General features: G+C 42.5%; 14 protein-coding genes. 8 read left to right on the top strand and 6 right to left on the bottom strand.

The features are described 5' to 3' along the window. The first annotated feature begins 6 nt into the window (after positions 1 to 6). The 5 genes from NXR94_RS12925 (at position 7) to NXR94_RS12905 (ending at position 5,646) form a co-directional block, all read left to right on the top strand. Positions 7 to 636, top strand: a complete 630-nt coding sequence (locus NXR94_RS12925) for a Crp/Fnr family transcriptional regulator (RefSeq protein WP_258105071.1) — start codon at positions 7 to 9, stop codon at positions 634 to 636. Between the two features lie 710 nt (positions 637 to 1,346). After that, the gene (locus tag NXR94_RS12920; protein WP_258105070.1) at positions 1,347 to 3,074 is read left to right on the top strand and encodes a SulP family inorganic anion transporter; all 1,728 of its coding nucleotides are present in this window, start codon (positions 1,347 to 1,349) and stop codon (positions 3,072 to 3,074) included. A gap of 62 nt (positions 3,075 to 3,136) precedes the next feature. Continuing rightward, on the top strand, positions 3,137 to 4,549 hold the full coding sequence (locus tag NXR94_RS12915) for a rhodanese-like domain-containing protein (RefSeq protein ID WP_258105069.1): 1,413 nt from the start codon (positions 3,137 to 3,139) through the stop codon (positions 4,547 to 4,549). A 97-nt stretch (positions 4,550 to 4,646) separates the two neighbouring features. Next, positions 4,647 to 5,222 carry a YeeE/YedE family protein gene (locus NXR94_RS12910; protein ID WP_258105068.1) on the top strand — a complete coding sequence of 192 codons (576 nt, stop codon included), beginning with the start codon at positions 4,647 to 4,649 and terminating at the stop codon, positions 5,220 to 5,222. A gap of 10 nt (positions 5,223 to 5,232) precedes the next feature. Then, positions 5,233 to 5,646 carry a YeeE/YedE family protein gene (locus NXR94_RS12905; RefSeq protein WP_258105067.1) on the top strand — a complete coding sequence of 138 codons (414 nt, stop codon included), beginning with the start codon at positions 5,233 to 5,235 and terminating at the stop codon, positions 5,644 to 5,646. A 983-nt stretch (positions 5,647 to 6,629) separates the two neighbouring features. On the opposite strand, the gene leuS is transcribed toward NXR94_RS12905, so the two are convergent. The 3 genes from leuS to NXR94_RS12890 all read right to left on the bottom strand — a co-directional run bounded on the left by leuS (position 6,630) and on the right by NXR94_RS12890 (position 12,140). Beyond that, positions 6,630 to 9,401, bottom strand: a complete 2,772-nt coding sequence (gene leuS, locus NXR94_RS12900; RefSeq protein WP_258105066.1) for a leucine--tRNA ligase — start codon at positions 9,399 to 9,401, stop codon at positions 6,630 to 6,632. A 130-nt stretch (positions 9,402 to 9,531) separates the two neighbouring features. Further along, entirely contained in the window at positions 9,532 to 9,993 is a 462-nt protein-coding gene (locus NXR94_RS12895; RefSeq protein ID WP_258105065.1) for a peroxiredoxin, read from the bottom strand. A gap of 11 nt (positions 9,994 to 10,004) precedes the next feature. Next, the gene (locus NXR94_RS12890; RefSeq protein WP_258105064.1) at positions 10,005 to 12,140 is read right to left on the bottom strand and encodes an RND family transporter; all 2,136 of its coding nucleotides are present in this window, start codon (positions 12,138 to 12,140) and stop codon (positions 10,005 to 10,007) included. A gap of 155 nt (positions 12,141 to 12,295) precedes the next feature. Between NXR94_RS12890 and thyA the strand changes: the two genes are divergently transcribed. Then, on the top strand, positions 12,296 to 13,201 hold the full coding sequence (gene thyA, locus NXR94_RS12885; protein WP_258105063.1) for a thymidylate synthase: 906 nt from the start codon (positions 12,296 to 12,298) through the stop codon (positions 13,199 to 13,201). On the opposite strand, the gene NXR94_RS12880 is transcribed toward thyA, so the two are convergent. After that, a complete protein-coding gene (locus NXR94_RS12880; RefSeq protein WP_258105062.1) occupies positions 13,202 to 13,789 on the bottom strand; it encodes a nucleoside triphosphate pyrophosphatase in 588 nt (195 codons plus the stop codon). 238 nt (positions 13,790 to 14,027) lie between these two features. Here NXR94_RS12880 and NXR94_RS12875 point away from each other — a divergent pair, with 238 nt between their 5' ends. Both NXR94_RS12875 and NXR94_RS12870 read left to right on the top strand, forming a co-directional pair. After that, the gene (locus NXR94_RS12875; RefSeq protein ID WP_258105061.1) at positions 14,028 to 15,284 is read left to right on the top strand and encodes a pyridoxal phosphate-dependent aminotransferase family protein; all 1,257 of its coding nucleotides are present in this window, start codon (positions 14,028 to 14,030) and stop codon (positions 15,282 to 15,284) included. An 86-nt stretch (positions 15,285 to 15,370) separates the two neighbouring features. Continuing rightward, positions 15,371 to 15,547, top strand: coding sequence for a histone H1 (locus NXR94_RS12870; RefSeq protein WP_258105060.1), 177 nt, complete (start codon positions 15,371 to 15,373; stop codon positions 15,545 to 15,547). 448 nt (positions 15,548 to 15,995) lie between these two features. Here the strand turns inward: NXR94_RS12870 and dapA are convergent, their stop codons facing one another. Both dapA and NXR94_RS12860 read right to left on the bottom strand, forming a co-directional pair. Next, positions 15,996 to 16,868, bottom strand: a complete 873-nt coding sequence (dapA, locus tag NXR94_RS12865) for a 4-hydroxy-tetrahydrodipicolinate synthase (protein WP_258105059.1) — start codon at positions 16,866 to 16,868, stop codon at positions 15,996 to 15,998. After that, entirely contained in the window at positions 16,861 to 17,373 is a 513-nt protein-coding gene (locus tag NXR94_RS12860) for a DUF6913 domain-containing protein (protein ID WP_258105058.1), read from the bottom strand. Before NXR94_RS12860 ends, dapA begins: the two co-directional genes overlap by 8 nt. Positions 17,374 to 17,376 lie beyond the last annotated feature (3 nt).

The raw sequence follows: 17,376 nt of genomic DNA, 5'->3' as shown, positions 1-17,376 counted from the left end.
TTTCCTATGAAAGAGCAATTGGCATCCATGCTGCTCGGTGCAGGTTTTGAGCAGGCCCTGGTAGATGAAATCCTTACAGTGGGGAGACAAAAGAAGGCTTCTGCGGATAGTATCATCATTAGCCCGGATGATCAGGGTGAGGAAATTCCAATAGTAATTAATGGCTTACTGAAAGTGATGAGGAGAGATGATCAGGGAAATGAAGTATTTCTTTATTACCTGGAAGGCGGGGAGACCTGTGCGATGTCCATTACCTGCTGCCTTGAAGGAAGAAAAAGTGCTTTTCATGTTATCGCCGAAGAAGATTCGATGCTTTGGATGATTCCCATGTCTTACATGGATAGCTGGGTAAAGAAATACTCCTCATTCAGAAAGTTTGTTTTTGCCTCCTATCAGACCCGGTTTGATGAACTGCTCAATACTATCGAGTCGGTGGTTTTCATGAAGATGGACGAACGCCTGTATAAGTACCTGCTTGATAAGAAGCAGGCCATTGGGTCGTTTGTCATTCATAAAACCCATGAGCAGATTGCGGGTGATTTAGGCACCTCAAGAGTCGTTATCTCGCGTCTTTTAAAGAAGCTCGAAAGAGAGGAGAAGATCGAGCAATATCGAAACAGGATTGAGATATTGTAGGTGTTAGCCTTTGGCTTTTAGCCGTTTGCTTTTGGCCATTAGCAATGAACTGTCAACTGATAACTGTTTAGCTTTTGGTGTTTGGCTTTTGGTGTTTGGCTTTGGGTTTTTGGCTCTTGGCTTTTGGCCGTTAGCTGATAACAGACTCCTAAAAACTGTTAGCCAACTGGTAGACTCTTCATCGTTAAACGTCACTCAGAGAGAGCCTGTTGGCAAACAGGTGCTGCGAAGAGTCTTATGCTTTATTCCGGATCACAAATGGATCAATTTGGCAAGTACCAACCAACCATGAGACTCTTCATTCTCCGCATACTCAGGATTCAGAGTGACGTCTCGGAGGGGTGTTACTTCTAACTGATAACTGTTAGCTTTTGGTGTTTGGCTTTAGGTTTTTGGCCTCTACCACTAACTAAAGACTGCTATCCAATCCCGAAGATCCTTTCAGGATTGACTTTCTGGGTTTAATGTCCAACTAAAAACTATGGACTGACCCCTGACGACTGATTACTGCAAATTGGTCACTGTCCAACAACTATAAGACTCTTCATCCTTCGTATACTTCGGATTCAGAGTGACGTCTCGGGAGAATGTTTACTGCTGCTGAAGACTATTAATTGTTGACTGATAACTGACGATTGCCAACTGAAAACCTATATGTAACCAATGTTACAATCGCGAAATCGTTATCTTAATACTTTCGTGGGATCATTATGGGTAAGTTTTCCTCTTCTCAGGTTTTTCCATTTCTCAAATGGCTATCAGGCTACAAACAATCGTGGTTAGCAGGTGACCTCACCGCTGGTATTACGATTGGTATTATGTTGATCCCTCAAGGTATGGCCTATGCGATGCTGGCAGGCTTGCCTCCGGTTTATGGGCTCTATGCAGCCATTATCCCGCAACTCATTTATGCTTTGTTCGGAACGTCCAGACAACTTTCTGTAGGTCCTGTGGCCATGGACTCCCTTCTTGTGGCTGCCGGGGTGTCGGTAATGGCCGATCAGGGCACAGAAGAATATCTTAGTTATGTGGTGCTGCTGGCTTTGATGGTAGGCGCAATACAGGTACTATTAGGGCTTTTACGAATGGGGTTCCTGACGAATTTGTTATCCAAGCCTGTCATTACAGGCTTTACAGCTGCTGCCGCAGTGATTATTGGGTTTAATCAATTGCCGCATTTGTTGGGTTTAGACTTCATTAAGGAGTCGGATATCTACCGGTTAGTTGTGGAAGTCGCGAATAATGTAGTGGAAATAGAGTTCCATGCGCTCATTTTAGGACTTGTTGCAATTGGCTTGATAAAATTTCTTGGGAAGAAGGATAAGAGGATTCCAGGGGCGTTGATCGCTGTTGCTTTGGGAATAGGCGTTGTTTATTTTTTCAAGCTTGACGAAGCCGGCCTGAGTACCGTTCGTGAAATTCCCTCCGGGCTTCCAGATTTTTTGTTGCCGAATTGGGATCTGGGTAGAGTGGGGCAGCTCGTGCCATTGGCATTGACCATGGCGATCATAGGCTACATGGAATCGTTTAGTATAGCCAAGGCATTAGAAAGTAATAAAAGGAGCTATAAAGTGTCTGCCAATCGTGAGTTGGCAGCTCTCGGCTTGGCCAATTTTGTGGGCGCATTCTTTCAGTCTTTCCCGGTTGCAGGAGGTTTTTCTCGTTCGGCAGTCAATGATCAGTCAGGTGCGAAAACTCCTTTGGCGCTTGTGGTGAGTGCTGGTCTGGTGGCATTGGTACTGCTGTTTCTAACGCCTGTATTTTACCATCTTCCCAATACTATACTCGCGGCCATTATTATCGTAGGAGTAATTGGTCTTGTGAATGTGACGTATATACTCACGCTGTTCAAAACAGATAAAATAGAATTTTCGATTTTGGGATTTACCTTTTTGCTTACGCTATTCACCGGAATGGTGATGGGTATAGCAGGAGGCATTGCTGTATCCATACTGGTGTTGCTGTATCGGGCAGCGTACCCTCATGTTGCACGCTTAGGACGTGTACATGGGCATCATGAGTTTCGAAATGTTCGTCGCTTCAGGAATCTGGACGTTTGGGACGACCTCATCATTCTAAGGGTAGATGCACCGCTGGAGTTTGTGAATATTCAGTATTTCAAGGATTTTGTTGAAAATGAAATTCAAAAATCCACCGGGGAAGTTCATGCCGTGATTATTGACGCAGGCCCCATTAGCCATATGGATGCCACCGCGGTTCGAGGGGTGCATGAAATGGTAGAGGCTTTAAAAGAGAGGGGAATAAGGATGGTTTGGTGTGATTTGATCGGGCCGGTACGGGATGCCATTCATGTAAATGGTCTCATGGATGTAATAGGAAAAGAAAATATCTTCTTAGACTTGAGCGAAGCGGTGAACGGCCTCATAGGAGAAGGGGATAATCGATATAAAGAGTATGCGATCCAGTCGAATCTTTGAACCGTAACAATTGTTACAGAGTCGGCCTCATAAGGAGCATAGTTTTGTGAAAAATTAAGATTATGAAAGTAGAACAGATATATACAGGCTGTCTTGCTCAGGGTGCTTATTACATAGAAAGTGCTGGTGAGGCAGCTATTATTGACCCTTTGAGAGAATCTGCACCTTATATTGAAAAAGCTCAAAGAGAAGGAGCCAATATTAAATATGTTTTTGAAACACATTTCCATGCGGATTTCGTCTCTGGCCACGTTGATCTAAGCCAGAAGACCGGGGCGAAGATTATCTATGGTCCCGGGGCAAACGCTGATTTTGATTTTTATGAGTCCAAGGACGGGGAGGAGTTTCCTCTCGGAGATATAAAAATTAAAGTACTTCATACACCGGGTCATACCCTGGAAAGCGCAACGTATTTGTTGATTGATGAAAACGGAAAAGAGGCTGCCATTTTTAGTGGAGACACACTCTTTATCGGAGATGTCGGTAGACCGGATCTGGCTCAAAAGGGAAATTTGACTCAGGAAGGCCTGGCAGGAATGTTATACGATTCTCTTCGAAGTAAGATCATGACTTTACCGGATGATGTTGTTGTATATCCGGCTCATGGCGCGGGATCAGCCTGTGGAAAGAACATGAGCAAAGAAACATCTGATACCCTGGGACATCAGAAGGAAACGAATTACGCTTTGAATGCGAAACTCACTAAACCTCAGTTTATTGAGGCTGTGCTGGATGGTTTGCTGCCTCCACCGCAATATTTTGCCCAGAATGTGGCAATGAATAAAAGTGAGGCTATAGGTCTGGATAAGGTATTGGAAAAAGGTCAGGTGCCTTTGGATCCGGATACTTTTGAGTCGATTGCCAACCATGAAGGAGCGTTGGTGCTGGATACCCGATCAGCTGCTGCCTTTGCGGAGGAACATGTGCCTAACTCGATATTTATTGGCATTGATGGAGGTTTTGCTCCCTGGGTTGGGGCGTTGATTCCTGATCTGCAGCAGGCTATTGTTTTCATCAGTGATGAGGGCAGAGAAGAAGAAGTCGTGACCCGACTTTCAAGAGTTGGTTATGATAATACATTAGGTTATCTTAAGGGAGGATTAAGTGCCTGGAAGGCTGGCGGTAAAGAGACAGAATCCATTAAGTCGATTCCGGCTGAGGAGCTGGAAAATAGTTTAAACAGCCATGAGCTCAATATCTTAGATGTTAGAAAACCAGGGGAATTTACTGCCGAACACGTGAAAGAAGCCTTTAACCTTCCATTGGATTACCTCAATTCAAACATGCATGAACTGGACAAAAACAAAACCTATCACATTCATTGTGCCGGAGGCTATCGCTCGATGATTGCTTCGTCTATTTTGAAGTCCAGAGGTTTTGAACACCTGGTAGATATTGCCGGAGGCTTTAATGCCATTTCCAAAACGAACGTTCCCACAACAGAATATGTTTGTCCTACTACAGTGGCGAAATAAAAATAACAGTAACAAGTGAGGTTCTACTACTACCCTCAGGATCACTTCGGTAACTCACTGGAGTGATCCTTTATTTTTTTAAACACTATAGATTAAGATGAAAGATTTAATTGATTTTATTAGTCAACCATGGCCTTGGTACGTCGCCGGACCGATTATTTCGGTGATCATGTTCGTCCTATTCTTCCTGGGCAAACGATTCGGCATTTCTTCTAATTTGCGGACCATCTGTTCTGTGCTTGGGGCTGGGAAATCCTGTGAATTTTTCGATTTTGACTGGAAATCCCAACGGTGGAACCTGGTGTTTGCTTTGGGAATGATGATAGGAGGGGCAATAACCTCGATGTACCTAACCTCCGAGGATCCGGTACAGATTTCAGAGGCCACCAAAAATGACTTAATGGCTTTGGGTTTAGGTGCTCCTAAAGGGTCAATGGTGCCGGATGAGATATTTAACTGGGAAATGCTTCTGACAGTGAAGGGATTTATCATGCTGGTCATTGGAGGCTTCTTAGTAGGCTTTGGGACAAGATATGCCGGTGGATGTACCTCGGGCCATGCAATTAGTGGTTTGAGTGATCTTCAGCTGCCATCCTTAATTGCGGTAGTAGGGTTCTTCATCGGAGGACTCTTTGTCACCTACCTGGTACTGCCGTATTTATTGACTCTTTAAAGTATTAACAATGAAATTTTTTAGATATCTATTTATAGGAATCATTTTCGGGATCACCTTAACGAAAGCAGAAATCATCTCCTGGTACCGTATTTATGAGATGTTTAGGTTTCAATCTTTTCACATGTATGGAGTGATTGGGTCTGCTGTTATTTTGGGTGTTCTCATCATTCAGGTCATCAAGAAAACGAAAATGAAAGGCCTCGATGGTCAACCTATTGTCATCGAACCCAAGGAAATGGGCTTTGCCAGATACATTATTGGTGGTACTATATTCGGAGCCGGATGGGCATTAACCGGAGCTTGTCCTGGACCATTGTTTATTCTCCTGGGAAATGGTGTTGGAGTGATAGCTGTCACCATTCTGGCGGCAGTGGCAGGTACTTATACCTACGGTTTGTTAAAGGATAAACTGCCGCATTAAGGATTTCCAAAATGTCTAAGGGGAGATTGGGTTAATCGCGTACAAAGAATGCAAATGTCCTGAACGAGTGGTTGCAAAATGGCAGAATATTCTTCATTTTCTTTTGCTTGCCCAAAAGAAAACGAAGCAAAAGAAAAGGGCACCAACGCCAAAAACTATTTTGACTGTGTCATTTAAATTGCTAAATGTGAGCTTTGCAAAGTCAAAATCGTTCACGCTGTCCTTGGATGACCCACCCGCAAGACGCAACTTTATTGGCAGGCTATTTTGATTCTTTCTGCCATTACAGGAGTGATCATCTTCTAAGATAATTTCCGTTGCTGTTGATAGCACCAGTAAAATCTTATTGAATCAAGCAATAAAGTTGTGGGGAGATTGTATTCATCAGTGAAAACCAATTGCAGAAATGTAGATTTGTTTATATCTCTTCATTGAATACGATTGCCCTCATATATTCCCACTAAAAGTTAGGCTGTTCATGCCATGACTTACTAGAGCGCTAATAGAAATCATGTTATGACTTTTTATCCCACCTGCCATGGAGATCTTCGGCATTGAAGGAATTCCGATCAGAAATTCAAATATTTGGATGCACATTTTTGAATCCGTTGTTTGAGTCCCGATAACGTCGGGATGAGTTTTGGATTCATTACATGTTGAATTTGAATTTCCGGAATTACTTCACAGCCTTGATTTTTGGCTTGCGTTTGCAGCAAGGCAAATGGAAGGGATGTTCAACCTTGCGAGATGATGTGGGAAAAGGGATGTTCCTCAGATTTTCGGGCTGATCCATCAATTGTCTGTTAGAACGATTTAGGTCGCTGGTGATAAAACCTGCAACGACAAAAAATACAAAACCCCGGCTGTTGCGGCAGCCGGGGTTTTTCTTTTGGACGTGACGGTGAATTAAGGACCTGTTTGTTAACTAACCATAGTAAAAGTACTCATCCTTTTTCACCTGTGAAATACCTAAAAATGGGTATTTATGCCACGATGTTTACGATCTTATTGGGAACAATAATGACCTTTTTAGGTGGTTTTCCTTCCAGCCATTTTTGAACTACATCATTATCCAGTACTGTTTTTTCCATTTCATCCTTCGGAGCGTCCACACTAAAAGAGATTTTAGCCCTCATTTTTCCATTTATCATGATGGGATACTCCTTGCTCTCCTCTTTGAGGTATTTTTCATCGAATTTTGGAAATGCTGCATCGAATACCGTTCCCTCATGTCCAAGCAGGCTCCAAAGTTCCTCCGAAATATGAGGTGCATAAGGGGCCAGGAGGATCACAAATGGTTCAAGCACTTCCTTTTTCTTGCATTTAAGAGAAGCTAGCTCATTGGTGGCAATCATGAAGTTACTTACGGAAGTGTTCAGAGACAGTCGCTCAACATCCTCTTCGATCTTCTTGATCGTCCCGTGAAGCACCTTCAGCTCTTCTGCTGACGGAGCATCATTGGTGATGGAGAAGTTCCCTCCATTGTCATGGAAAAGGCCCCAGAATTTTCTAAGAAACTTGAATACCCCTTCGATACCGTTCGTATTCCATGGTTTGCTCTGTTCAACAGGACCCAGGAACATTTCGTACATGCGAAGCGTGTCGGCCCCGTATTTTTCCACCAGGTCATCAGGGTTCACCACGTTGTATTTGGACTTGGACATTTTTTCAACCTCCCAGCCACAAATAAATTTATCACCTTCAAGCTCGAAAGTAGCATCCGCAGCATCAGGTCTGAATTTTTTGAAAGCCTCGATATCCAGCACATCTTCTTTGACAATGTTTACATCCACATGAACAGGATAGCAGTCAAAGTCCTTTCTTAAGCCAAATGACACATACTTGTTCTCATTTTTAACCCTAAAAGCAAGGTTAGATCTTCCCTGAATCATTCCCTGGTTCACCAACTTCTTTGCATACTCATCTACTTTGATGTAGCCCATGTCATACAGGAATTTGGTCCAGAAACGGGAGTAGAGTAGGTGACCGGTAGCATGCTCGGAACCTCCCATGTAGAAGTCTACATCCTGCCAGTATTCCAGCGCTTCTTTACCGCAGAATTCTTTGTCATTCTGTGGATCCATGTATCGGAAGAAATACCAGCTCGATCCGGCCCAGCCTGGCATGGTGGTCAGCTCATAAGCCTCACCATCTTTTGTTTTCCAGTTTTCTGCTCTTCCAAGAGGTGGTTCACCATCTTCTGTTGGCAGAAACTTGTCAATGGACGGCAACTCTAATGGTAACTCATCTTCTTCTAACAGGTGAGGAACACCATTTTTGTAATAAACCGGAAAAGGCTCACCCCAATATCTTTGACGGCCATAGACGGCATCTCTTATTTTGTAGTTAACCTTGGCTTTACCAATGCCTTTTTCCTCAACAAATTCGATCGCTCTTTGAGTGGCTTCATCGAATGTCAGGCCATTCAATATCCCTGAGTTTATAAACCTTCCTTCCTTGGTAGGATCTGCCTCTGTTTCCGTCACCTTTTGTGCATCAAGGATAACAGGCTTTTCCAAACCGAAATGGGTGGCAAAGTCAAAGTCCCTCTGGTCACCACTTGGGACCGCCATCACAGCACCTGTGCCATATCCCGCCAATACATAATCAGCAATATATATGGGTACTTTATCTTCGTTGAATGGATTGACGACGTAGCTTCCGGTAAATACCCCGGATACAGTTTTTACGTCACTCATACGATCTCTTTCCGATCGGTTTTTTGCAGCTTCAACGTAACTATCTACTTCTTCCTTCTTATCAGCTGTGGTTAGCTCAGGAACCAGTTCATGCTCAGGAGCAATGACCATACAGGTCACTCCGTAAATAGTATCGATACGAGTGGTGAACACCTTGATCAGGCTCTCAGAATTTTCAACCTGAAAATCTACCTCTGCACCATAGGATTTTCCAATCCAGTTGCGCTGCATTTCTTTGATAGGATCCGGCCAATCAATTTTATCCAGACCTTCTAATAAGCGGTCCGCATAGGCCGTTATCCTCATATTCCACTGAGGCATGGTCTTTTTGATCACCGGGTGACCACCACGCTCAGAAAAGCCATCTTTTACTTCATCATTAGAAAGAACCGTACCCAAAGCCGGACACCAGTTGACAGTGGTATTAGCAATATAGGTTAGTCGGTATTTGAGCAACATTTGTTGTTTCTCATCGTCCGAATAGGCCTTCCATTGCGCTACCGTAAATGTTGGAGTTTCCTCATCACAGGCTGCATTCACCTGCTCATTTCCGGAAGCCTCAAATTTTGCTATCAAGGTATCAATAGGTTCTGCTTTATCTGCATCCTTATTGTACCAGCTATTGAAGATTTGTTTGAAGATCCACTGTGTCCATTTATAGTAGGAGGGTTCGCTCGTTCTGAACTCGCGAGACCAGTCGTAGCAAAAGCCAAGCTGCGTTAACTGCTCCTTGTATCTCGCAATATTTTCATCCGTAGTCTTAGCCGGATGTTGTCCGGTTTGGATCGCATACTGTTCTGCCGGAAGACCGAAGGCATCAAAACCCATAGGATGGAGTACATTAAAGCCCTTTAGTCTTTTATATCTGGAAATAATATCCGTCGCGATATACCCAAGTGGATGCCCTACATGAAGGCCGGCACCTGAAGGATAGGGGAACATGTCCAACACATAGTATTTGGGCTTGCTATTGTCTATTTGTACTTTGTAAGTCTGGTTTTTAGTCCAGCTTACCTGCCATTTAGGTTCAATAGCCGACGGGTTATATTCTGCCATTTTGGTCTGGTGTTTTTTAAAAGAGTGGCAAAGGTAAAAGATGGACCCTATTTAGATGAACTTCGGCTGACCTTTTCTGATGAAAGTGATTAGTTAAAAGATAAAAGTGGTCAGACTGAAATGCCTGAAGTTATCTTATAGCATTTAACGCATCAAGAGATTCCGTAATATGTGCAAGGAAGTTTCTGGCAGAGTTAAACTCTTTGATTAAGTGCCCCTTCGCATCAAAGACGAATGTTACGCGTCCACCTATGAGGCCCAAAAGATTACGTTCTACACCAAAGGCCTTCTCCGCTTTTCGGCCCTTATCACTGAGCAATCTAAAGTTGAGACGATATTTTGTTGCAAAACGCTTGTGTGAGGAGACGCTGTCAGCACTAATTCCGATGACCTCAGCACCCGCATTTTCGAAGTCTTCATACTGATCCCTGAAACTGCAAGCCTCTGTGGTACAACCAGGTGTGTCATCTTTTGGATAAAAATAGATAACTACCGGATGGCCTCTTAATTCAGAAAGATTGACTTCTTTTCCATCCTGATCTTTGAGTGTTAACTGGGGAATAGGATCGCCGATATTTAGGGTTTTGCTCATGGGTAACTTAACTATGGGTTTCGTGAATTGTTAGCGTGGTGCATGATAATCGGTAAAAAGGTCATGTCAATAATCACTGCAAAGGTTAAAGAAAGAAATAAAAACAATCCCAGGTAATAGGTTGCCCCAAAAGAGGAAAATAGAAAGATTGAAAAACCACCGAGCAGAATCACTGAAGTAATCATAATGGCATTTCCTGCGTGGTTAAAAGTTTGGATCAGTCGATGTACCCGGCTTTGATGGGTTTGCGCACGATAAACCGCCATGAAGTGAATGGTGTCGTCCACGGCTATTCCGAATGAAGCTGCAAAAATGATTGAGGTGGTGAGTTTAAGGTCAATGCCAAACCAGCCTATGATTCCGGCAATTAATGCCAGAGGTATTAGGTTAGGTATAAGGCTGATGATCAAAAGCTTAAATGACTTAAAGTATATTCCCAGTATTGTCGATACAATACCAATGGCGATCAGAAGTCCCATGATCAGGTTGTGGGACAGCAGGTGATGACTCTTATCAATGAGGTAGGTCGTGCCGGTTATCCGATATTGGATTTTATCTGCATCAATATTGTTAGCGAGGAAGTGCTCCAGCTCCTGATTCTTGAGGTTGGTCTGATGGCTTCCCCACTCTGGAATAAACCCCACGATTCGAGCGTATTGGAAGTTTTTGGTGGTAGTTTGATGGACGCTACTATCGCGGACAAGAAGATAACGCATGGCTTTGCTGACATTTTCGTACTCTTTGTCAGTGGGAATTTGAAATTGCGAGGCCTGACTGCCATTGACCATTTCATTGGCAAGTTTTGTCAGCATGATCGGAGACCACATCCGGCCGATATTGTAGTTGCTGTCAAGGTAATTGTGGATTTTGGACACTTCATAAACTACCTGATAATCCCAAATGGTGCTGTTACTGTCAGACGGCCAATAGGCTAATTCAAAGGGTTTGTAGCCATGATATTGATCCTCCAAAAACTGAAAATCATGCTTTACCTGATTGGCGTCCGGAAGGTCTTCTAACAGATACGCATCGGTTTTTAAATACTTAATTCCGAACAGGCCGATGGCCAATAGGAACAAGGTAAGAACTACCACCGTCTTTTGGTTTCTGAGCAACCATATCACATACAGTTTATAATCGGCTGTTTTGGTCTCTGCTGATTCTTGCGAGAATAACATGATCGGGCCCACCAGCAATGTGATGAAAAAGGCCATCAACACACCGATTCCAGCAAAAATCCCCATTTCCTGAACGGGTACCGTTCCAATGGTATATAAGCTGAAGAAACCGATGGCAGTAGTAAGCGATGTTAGTAGGGTAGGCAAGAAAACCTGACTAAGCGCCCCGTCTATGCGTTCAGATGAGGTGCCTTTTTGCCTGTTAAATGCGTTGATGAGATGTATGGCATCGGCGGTTGAGGCAAAGAGAATTATAGGAGGGATCAACGAACTTAATATGGTCAGTTGAATGCCTAAAAAGCCCATTAACCCCATCAACCAGATCAGGGCTGTAAGGCTTATGACGTAAGGGATCAAGGTGGACTTCCAGGATTTGAGAATGATCCTCAGTAGTATCAGGCTGAGTATTAATCCCGTGACAATAAATAACCCGAAATCTTTTCCGATAAGGTCAATAAAAGCCTTTTGTGCAGTGAGTTTGCCCACCAATCGCGCTTTAAGCTGATGCTCTGTAATTATTTTTTCAATTGAGCTGATAAACGCATCTCCATGTTCCGGTGTCGTGAAGTGATCATGGGTAACATTGATTATCAGGGAGTTTTGGTCCTTTCCAAACAGAGAGGTGTAAAACGGGTGTGAAAAAATTCGTGCGCTGTCTGCAGCAAGTTTTTCCCGTTGGTCAAGGTGGATCAAAGGGATATAAAGGATCCCCATCGGTCCGGAAATGGGCTCCATCAAATTAAGAGGGGAATGTAGTTTCTGAACTCCATCAATCGATTTAATGACCTCTGTTGCATGATTAACCTGGTTTAGGAAGTCCTGATCAAAGAGGGGAGCGTGCTCAAAGACGATGGATAAAAAATCATTGTCGTAGCCAAAGCTTTCCAGATGAGATTCATAGAAGGTAATATCTGGGTCTTTGGAAGGAAATAGCTTCTCAAATTCAAAATCAGGTTTGAGGCACCTCATCTGAAAGGTGCAAATAGCCGTTATCGACAACCAGCAGATAATCAGCACCCTTCTGAACCGGATAGAAGAGAGTTTTTGGCAATACTTGTGAATAGGTCCCTTCAGAATTTCGTCTTTTGGTTAATTTAGCAATACTAATATTAGAAAAGACGAAGATGAAGCAATACCTCGATTTGATGCAACATATACTGGATGAAGGAACGGTGAAAAGTGATCGTACCGGAACCGGAACCAAGAGCGTTTTTGGCTATCAAATGAGGTTCGATCTATCGGAAGGTTTTCCATTGGTCACAACTAAAAAAACGCATCTAAAGTCTATTATTCATGAACTTCTTTGGTTTTTGCAGGGTGATACCAATATTAGGTACCTTGTTCAGAATGGAGTGAATATATGGAATGAATGGCCTTTTCAAAACTACCTGAATGAAAGTGGACTGGTGGATAAGCTGCCTAAATATTCGGAGGAGTGGAAGGCGGAGTTAACCTCCTTTAAAGAGAAGATCAAAGAAGATGAGGCTTTCGCTGCGAAATGGGGAGAATTAGGGCCTGTTTACGGAAAGCAATGGAGAGATTTTGAGGGCGTGGATCAAATCACTCAGTTAATCGAGGACATCAAGTCAAAACCGGACTCCAGAAGACTGCTGGTTTCTGCATGGAATCCGAAAGATGTACCGGTCATGGCCAAGTCAGGGCTTCCGCCTTGCCATAGCTTGTTCCAATTTTATGTGGCAGATGGCAAGCTGTCCTGCCAACTTTATCAGCGAAGTGCTGATGTGTTTTTAGGAGTTCCTTTTAACATCGCTTCGTACGCCTTGCTCACCATGATGATTGCACAAGTATGCGGTCTCGGATATGGTGATTTTGTCCACACTTTGGGTGATGCGCATTTGTATTCTAATCATTTTGAGCAGGCAGAGTTGCAATTGACGCGTGAGCCACGTCCATTGCCATCTATGAATATAAACCCTGAAGTGAAGGATATCTTCTCATTCAAGTTTGAAGACTTCACGCTTGAGAATTATGATCCATATCCTCCGATTAAGGCAGAGGTCGCTGTATAATTAGTCCAATGGACTTATTCCAAAATCGTACTTAAGAAGATCGTAGAGCTCTTTCATTGGGAGTCCGACAACATTGGTATATGAACCGTTGATTTTGTCAATTTTGGTTAATCCAATCCATTCCTGAATACCATAGGAGCCCGCTTTGTCCATGGGTTGATATTCGCAGATATAGTGTTCCATTTCTGACTTAGACATATCAGAAAAAGTCACCTCAGTTATGACTGAAAGCGATTTTACTTTTTTCAGGCTTGAAACGCATATCCCGGTGATCACCTGGTGAGTCTTACCTGAAAATGACCTCAGCATTTCCAGGGCTTCGAGCATATCCTTGGGTTTGTTAAAAACAGTATCACCCATCACCACGGTCGTATCAGCAGTAATCACGACCTGGTTTTCGAGTTTTTTTCGGTAGAAAGCATTTTTCTCTATGGCTAAAAACTCTGCAACCTGGTGGGCAGGCATTCGGTCATCAAAATGTTCTTCAAGATCATAAGTAACCACCTGAAACTGGTAACCGGCCTTTTGAAGCAGTTCCTTTCTTCTGGGGCTATTAGAAGCGAGAATAAGATGGTGCATAGAATTCATCGATACCTGTTTTATAGGATAATATTACCTTAATAATCATTTCAACTTTTGCTCAGGCATTGCCCACAATATTGGCAGGCCAGCCCGGACCACAAAAGTATCGCAAATTAGAAGGTTGCTTAATTCATTGTGAAAATAAGATTGTATTCCTTGAAATTGATCCATCTTTTCAATGGGATATTTAATTTAATGTTAGATTTGTAGCTCGTTTTTTACACGGTTATTTAACAATTCGTAAATGGATTTATTCGAAAAATTACTTCAGGATAGGGGACCACTTGGTCAGCATTCCTATTTTGATGACAATTTCTACATGTTCCCTAAGTTGGAAGGAGAAATTGCTCCAAGGATGCAATTCAAGGGAAGAACAGTATTAACGTGGAGTTTGAACAACTACCTTGGTTTAGCTAATCACCCGGAAGTGCGAAAGGCTGATGCAGATGCAGCTGCTGAGCATGGCCTCGGTTACCCGATGGGAGCAAGAATGATGACTGGTAACACCAAGTTTCATGAGCAGTTGGAGAGCGAGCTTGCTGAGTTTGTAGGTAAGCAGGCAGGTATGTTGCTGAACTTTGGTTATCAGGGTGTATTGTCAGTAATTGACGCGTTAGTTGACCGTAAAGACGTAATCGTATACGATGCGGAATCTCACGCATGTATTATTGACGGTGTAAGATTACATATGGGTAAAAGATTTGTATATACCCATAATGATATGGACAACCTTGAAAAGCAACTTCAAAGAGCTGAAAGGTTGACGAAAGAGTCTGGCGGGGGTATCCTTGTAATCACTGAAGGAGTTTTCGGAATGTCCGGTAACCTTGGTAATCTGAAAGATATCGTCGAACTGAAGAAGAAATATGAATTCCGTCTGATGGTAGATGATGCTCATGGTTTTGGAACGATGGGTGCTACTGGCGCTGGTGTTGGAGAGCATTATGGTGTACAGGATGAGATTGATATCTACTTCTCAACTTTTGCGAAATCAATGGCTAGTATCGGTGCGTTTATCGCGGGTGATGCCAAGATCATAGATGTTATTAAGTACAATGTAAGGTCTCAGATCTTTGCTAAATCCCTTCCTCTGGCTCTGGTTAAAGGTTTATTGAAGCGATTGGAGTTGATCAGAAACAGTACAGAGCATAAGGATAAGCTTTGGACCATTGTAAATGCTATTCAAAACGGATACAGAGACAACGGTTATAATATTGGAACTACACAATCACCTGTAACACCGGTTGTAATGAATGGTGAAGTGATGGAGGCTGTGAATCTTGTGAAGGATCTTCGTTTGGAGCATAGTATTTTCTGTTCGGTAGTGGTTTATCCTGTTGTTCCTAAAGGAACTATCATCTTAAGAATAATACCGACAGCATCTCATTCGTTAGATGATGTGAAAGAAACATTAACCGCATTCGAGGTAGTTAAGAGCAAACTCGATGACGGTGTGTATCAAAGAGCAGGGGTAGAAGGAGCATCTTTAACTCAGATATAGCTTTTTTCTACATTAAAGCTTGATTTTTGAACATTTTGTATAAATTGCTCAACGAATAATTATCAGTAACCTTAAAGATCATCAATATGAAAAGATTCGAGCAACTTCAAGAGTTATTAACATCTCTAGAGGGTGATTTCAGCAAGTTCTATGACAAAGGAAACGCTGCTGCAGGAACAAGAGTAAGAAAGGGAATGCAAGAGCTAAAAAATCTATCTCAAGAGATCAGAGTTGAAGTTCAAGAGATTAAAAACCAAGGATAATTTGCTTCCTTGTTGATGAATAAAAAAAGACAGCTTTTAAAAGCTGTCTTTTTTTTGTCTTATATTTTTTAACTGTCTTTGGATCAAGCAACAAATCTCTTAGAGATTGACATATGTCTTGTGAAATGTTGGCGCATCAAGGCTAGACCCCATTTCAATCAAATGATTAACCTCATTTTCTTTTGCTCCCGGAGCGGGTATCTAAAAGAAAATGACCGCAGCCGCGGATCGGGCAAAGGAAAAGGAGACCAACCTAGCCGGTCGCAGGCCAAAAACTATTTTGACAACATCGCTTAAACATCTGTTGAATAATGCTCTAACATCAAAATAGTTTACACTGGCCTTGGATAATCCCCCCGCAAACCGGTTCTCTCTCGATTAGTAATATCCCTTTAGTTTAGAATGTTGTTATACCAATGGCATCCACAACTTTCTGGACTGATCTATTTTATTTCAAGTAGTCAATAAACCTGTTCTTCAAGTCATCCGAACCTTCAAAAAGCGGCATACGTACGCGCCTGTTCATAATGTTTGCGGCTTCCAAGCCAGTTTTCAAAGAAACCGGGTTTCCTTCTGCTGAAACCAGTTCATATCCTTCTAATAAAGCAAAGTGGAGTTTGCTGGCTCCTTTATAGTCTCCCTTTAGTGCCAACCTCACCATTTCACTGAATTCAAATGGCTGAAGGTTTGCAATAACTGATATTGCGCCATTTCCACCCAATGAGATCATTGGTAGCGTTAATGCATCCTCACCGGAGATCATTAGGAAATCATCATCGGTATTGGCAATGATTTCAGAGCATTGCACCAAATCACCGGCAGCCTCTTTGGTGCCAATGATTCGAGGATGTTTAGCGAGTTCTATTGTGGTAGCCGCTTCCAGGTTAGACCCTGTTCTTGGTGGCACATTGTACAATATTACCGGGAATGGACTTACATCCGCTATTTCCTGATAATGTCTTATAATGCCTTTTTGGGAAGGTCTGTTGTAATACGGGCTAACACTTAACAATGCATCAAAAGGGTAGTCCTTAAACTGCTGAAGTGCGCTTTTTATGGTAGTGGTATTATTACTTCCATACCCCAATACCAAAGGAAGCTGCTTTGGGTTGTTTTCGACAACGAACTCAATAATCTTAAACCTTTCCTCCGGTGCGATGGTCGCTGATTCTCCTGTTGTTCCCAGTATAACCAGGTATTCCGCCTCTCCATTACTTATGTGCTCAAGCAACTTTTTCAGGGCTGCATAATCAACTTCAAGCTTTTCATTGAAAGGGGTCACCAGTGCAACTCCCGTACCCGTTAATCTCTCATTAATCATTACTTCGGATCATTTTTAAATATCTCAGGATATCCTCACTACCAGCTTTCCCCTCATCATTTCCCTGAATGATCATTTCGAATTGGTGAAAATGGTCAGCTTTATAAAAACCAACTCGGCATTTGGCTTTCGTATGTGCCATCACATACTGAACCAGATAATTTTTTTTATTGTCAAGACAAATCAAAAAATCAAAATCATCATCGATGAAAGATGTTAATTCTTCCGATTGGATCTGGCCAAAAGCACTGATGTCTTTGGTGTCAAAAAGCGGAAATTCCTGAGAACTTTTTTCCTTGCTCTTACAAAACGCTAAAGTACTGATTTCTTTACCTTCAGCATTTAAATCACTGATGATTTTCTGGATATTTTCAATATCCGTTTGCGGTAGTTCGGTAAATAGTAATCCAATCTTTTTAGCTTTTGCAAAGCTGGTATGATTGCTATGATCACGACGTTTTTCCTGCCGCTGTGTCTTATAGTTTATTACATACTGCTTTAGCATAGG

Origin of the sequence: Marinoscillum sp. MHG1-6 (assembly GCF_024714475.1) — a bacterium.
GTDB lineage: Bacteria > Bacteroidota > Bacteroidia > Cytophagales > Cyclobacteriaceae > JAMZMI01.
This window is presented reverse-complemented; position numbering and strand designations above follow the sequence as displayed.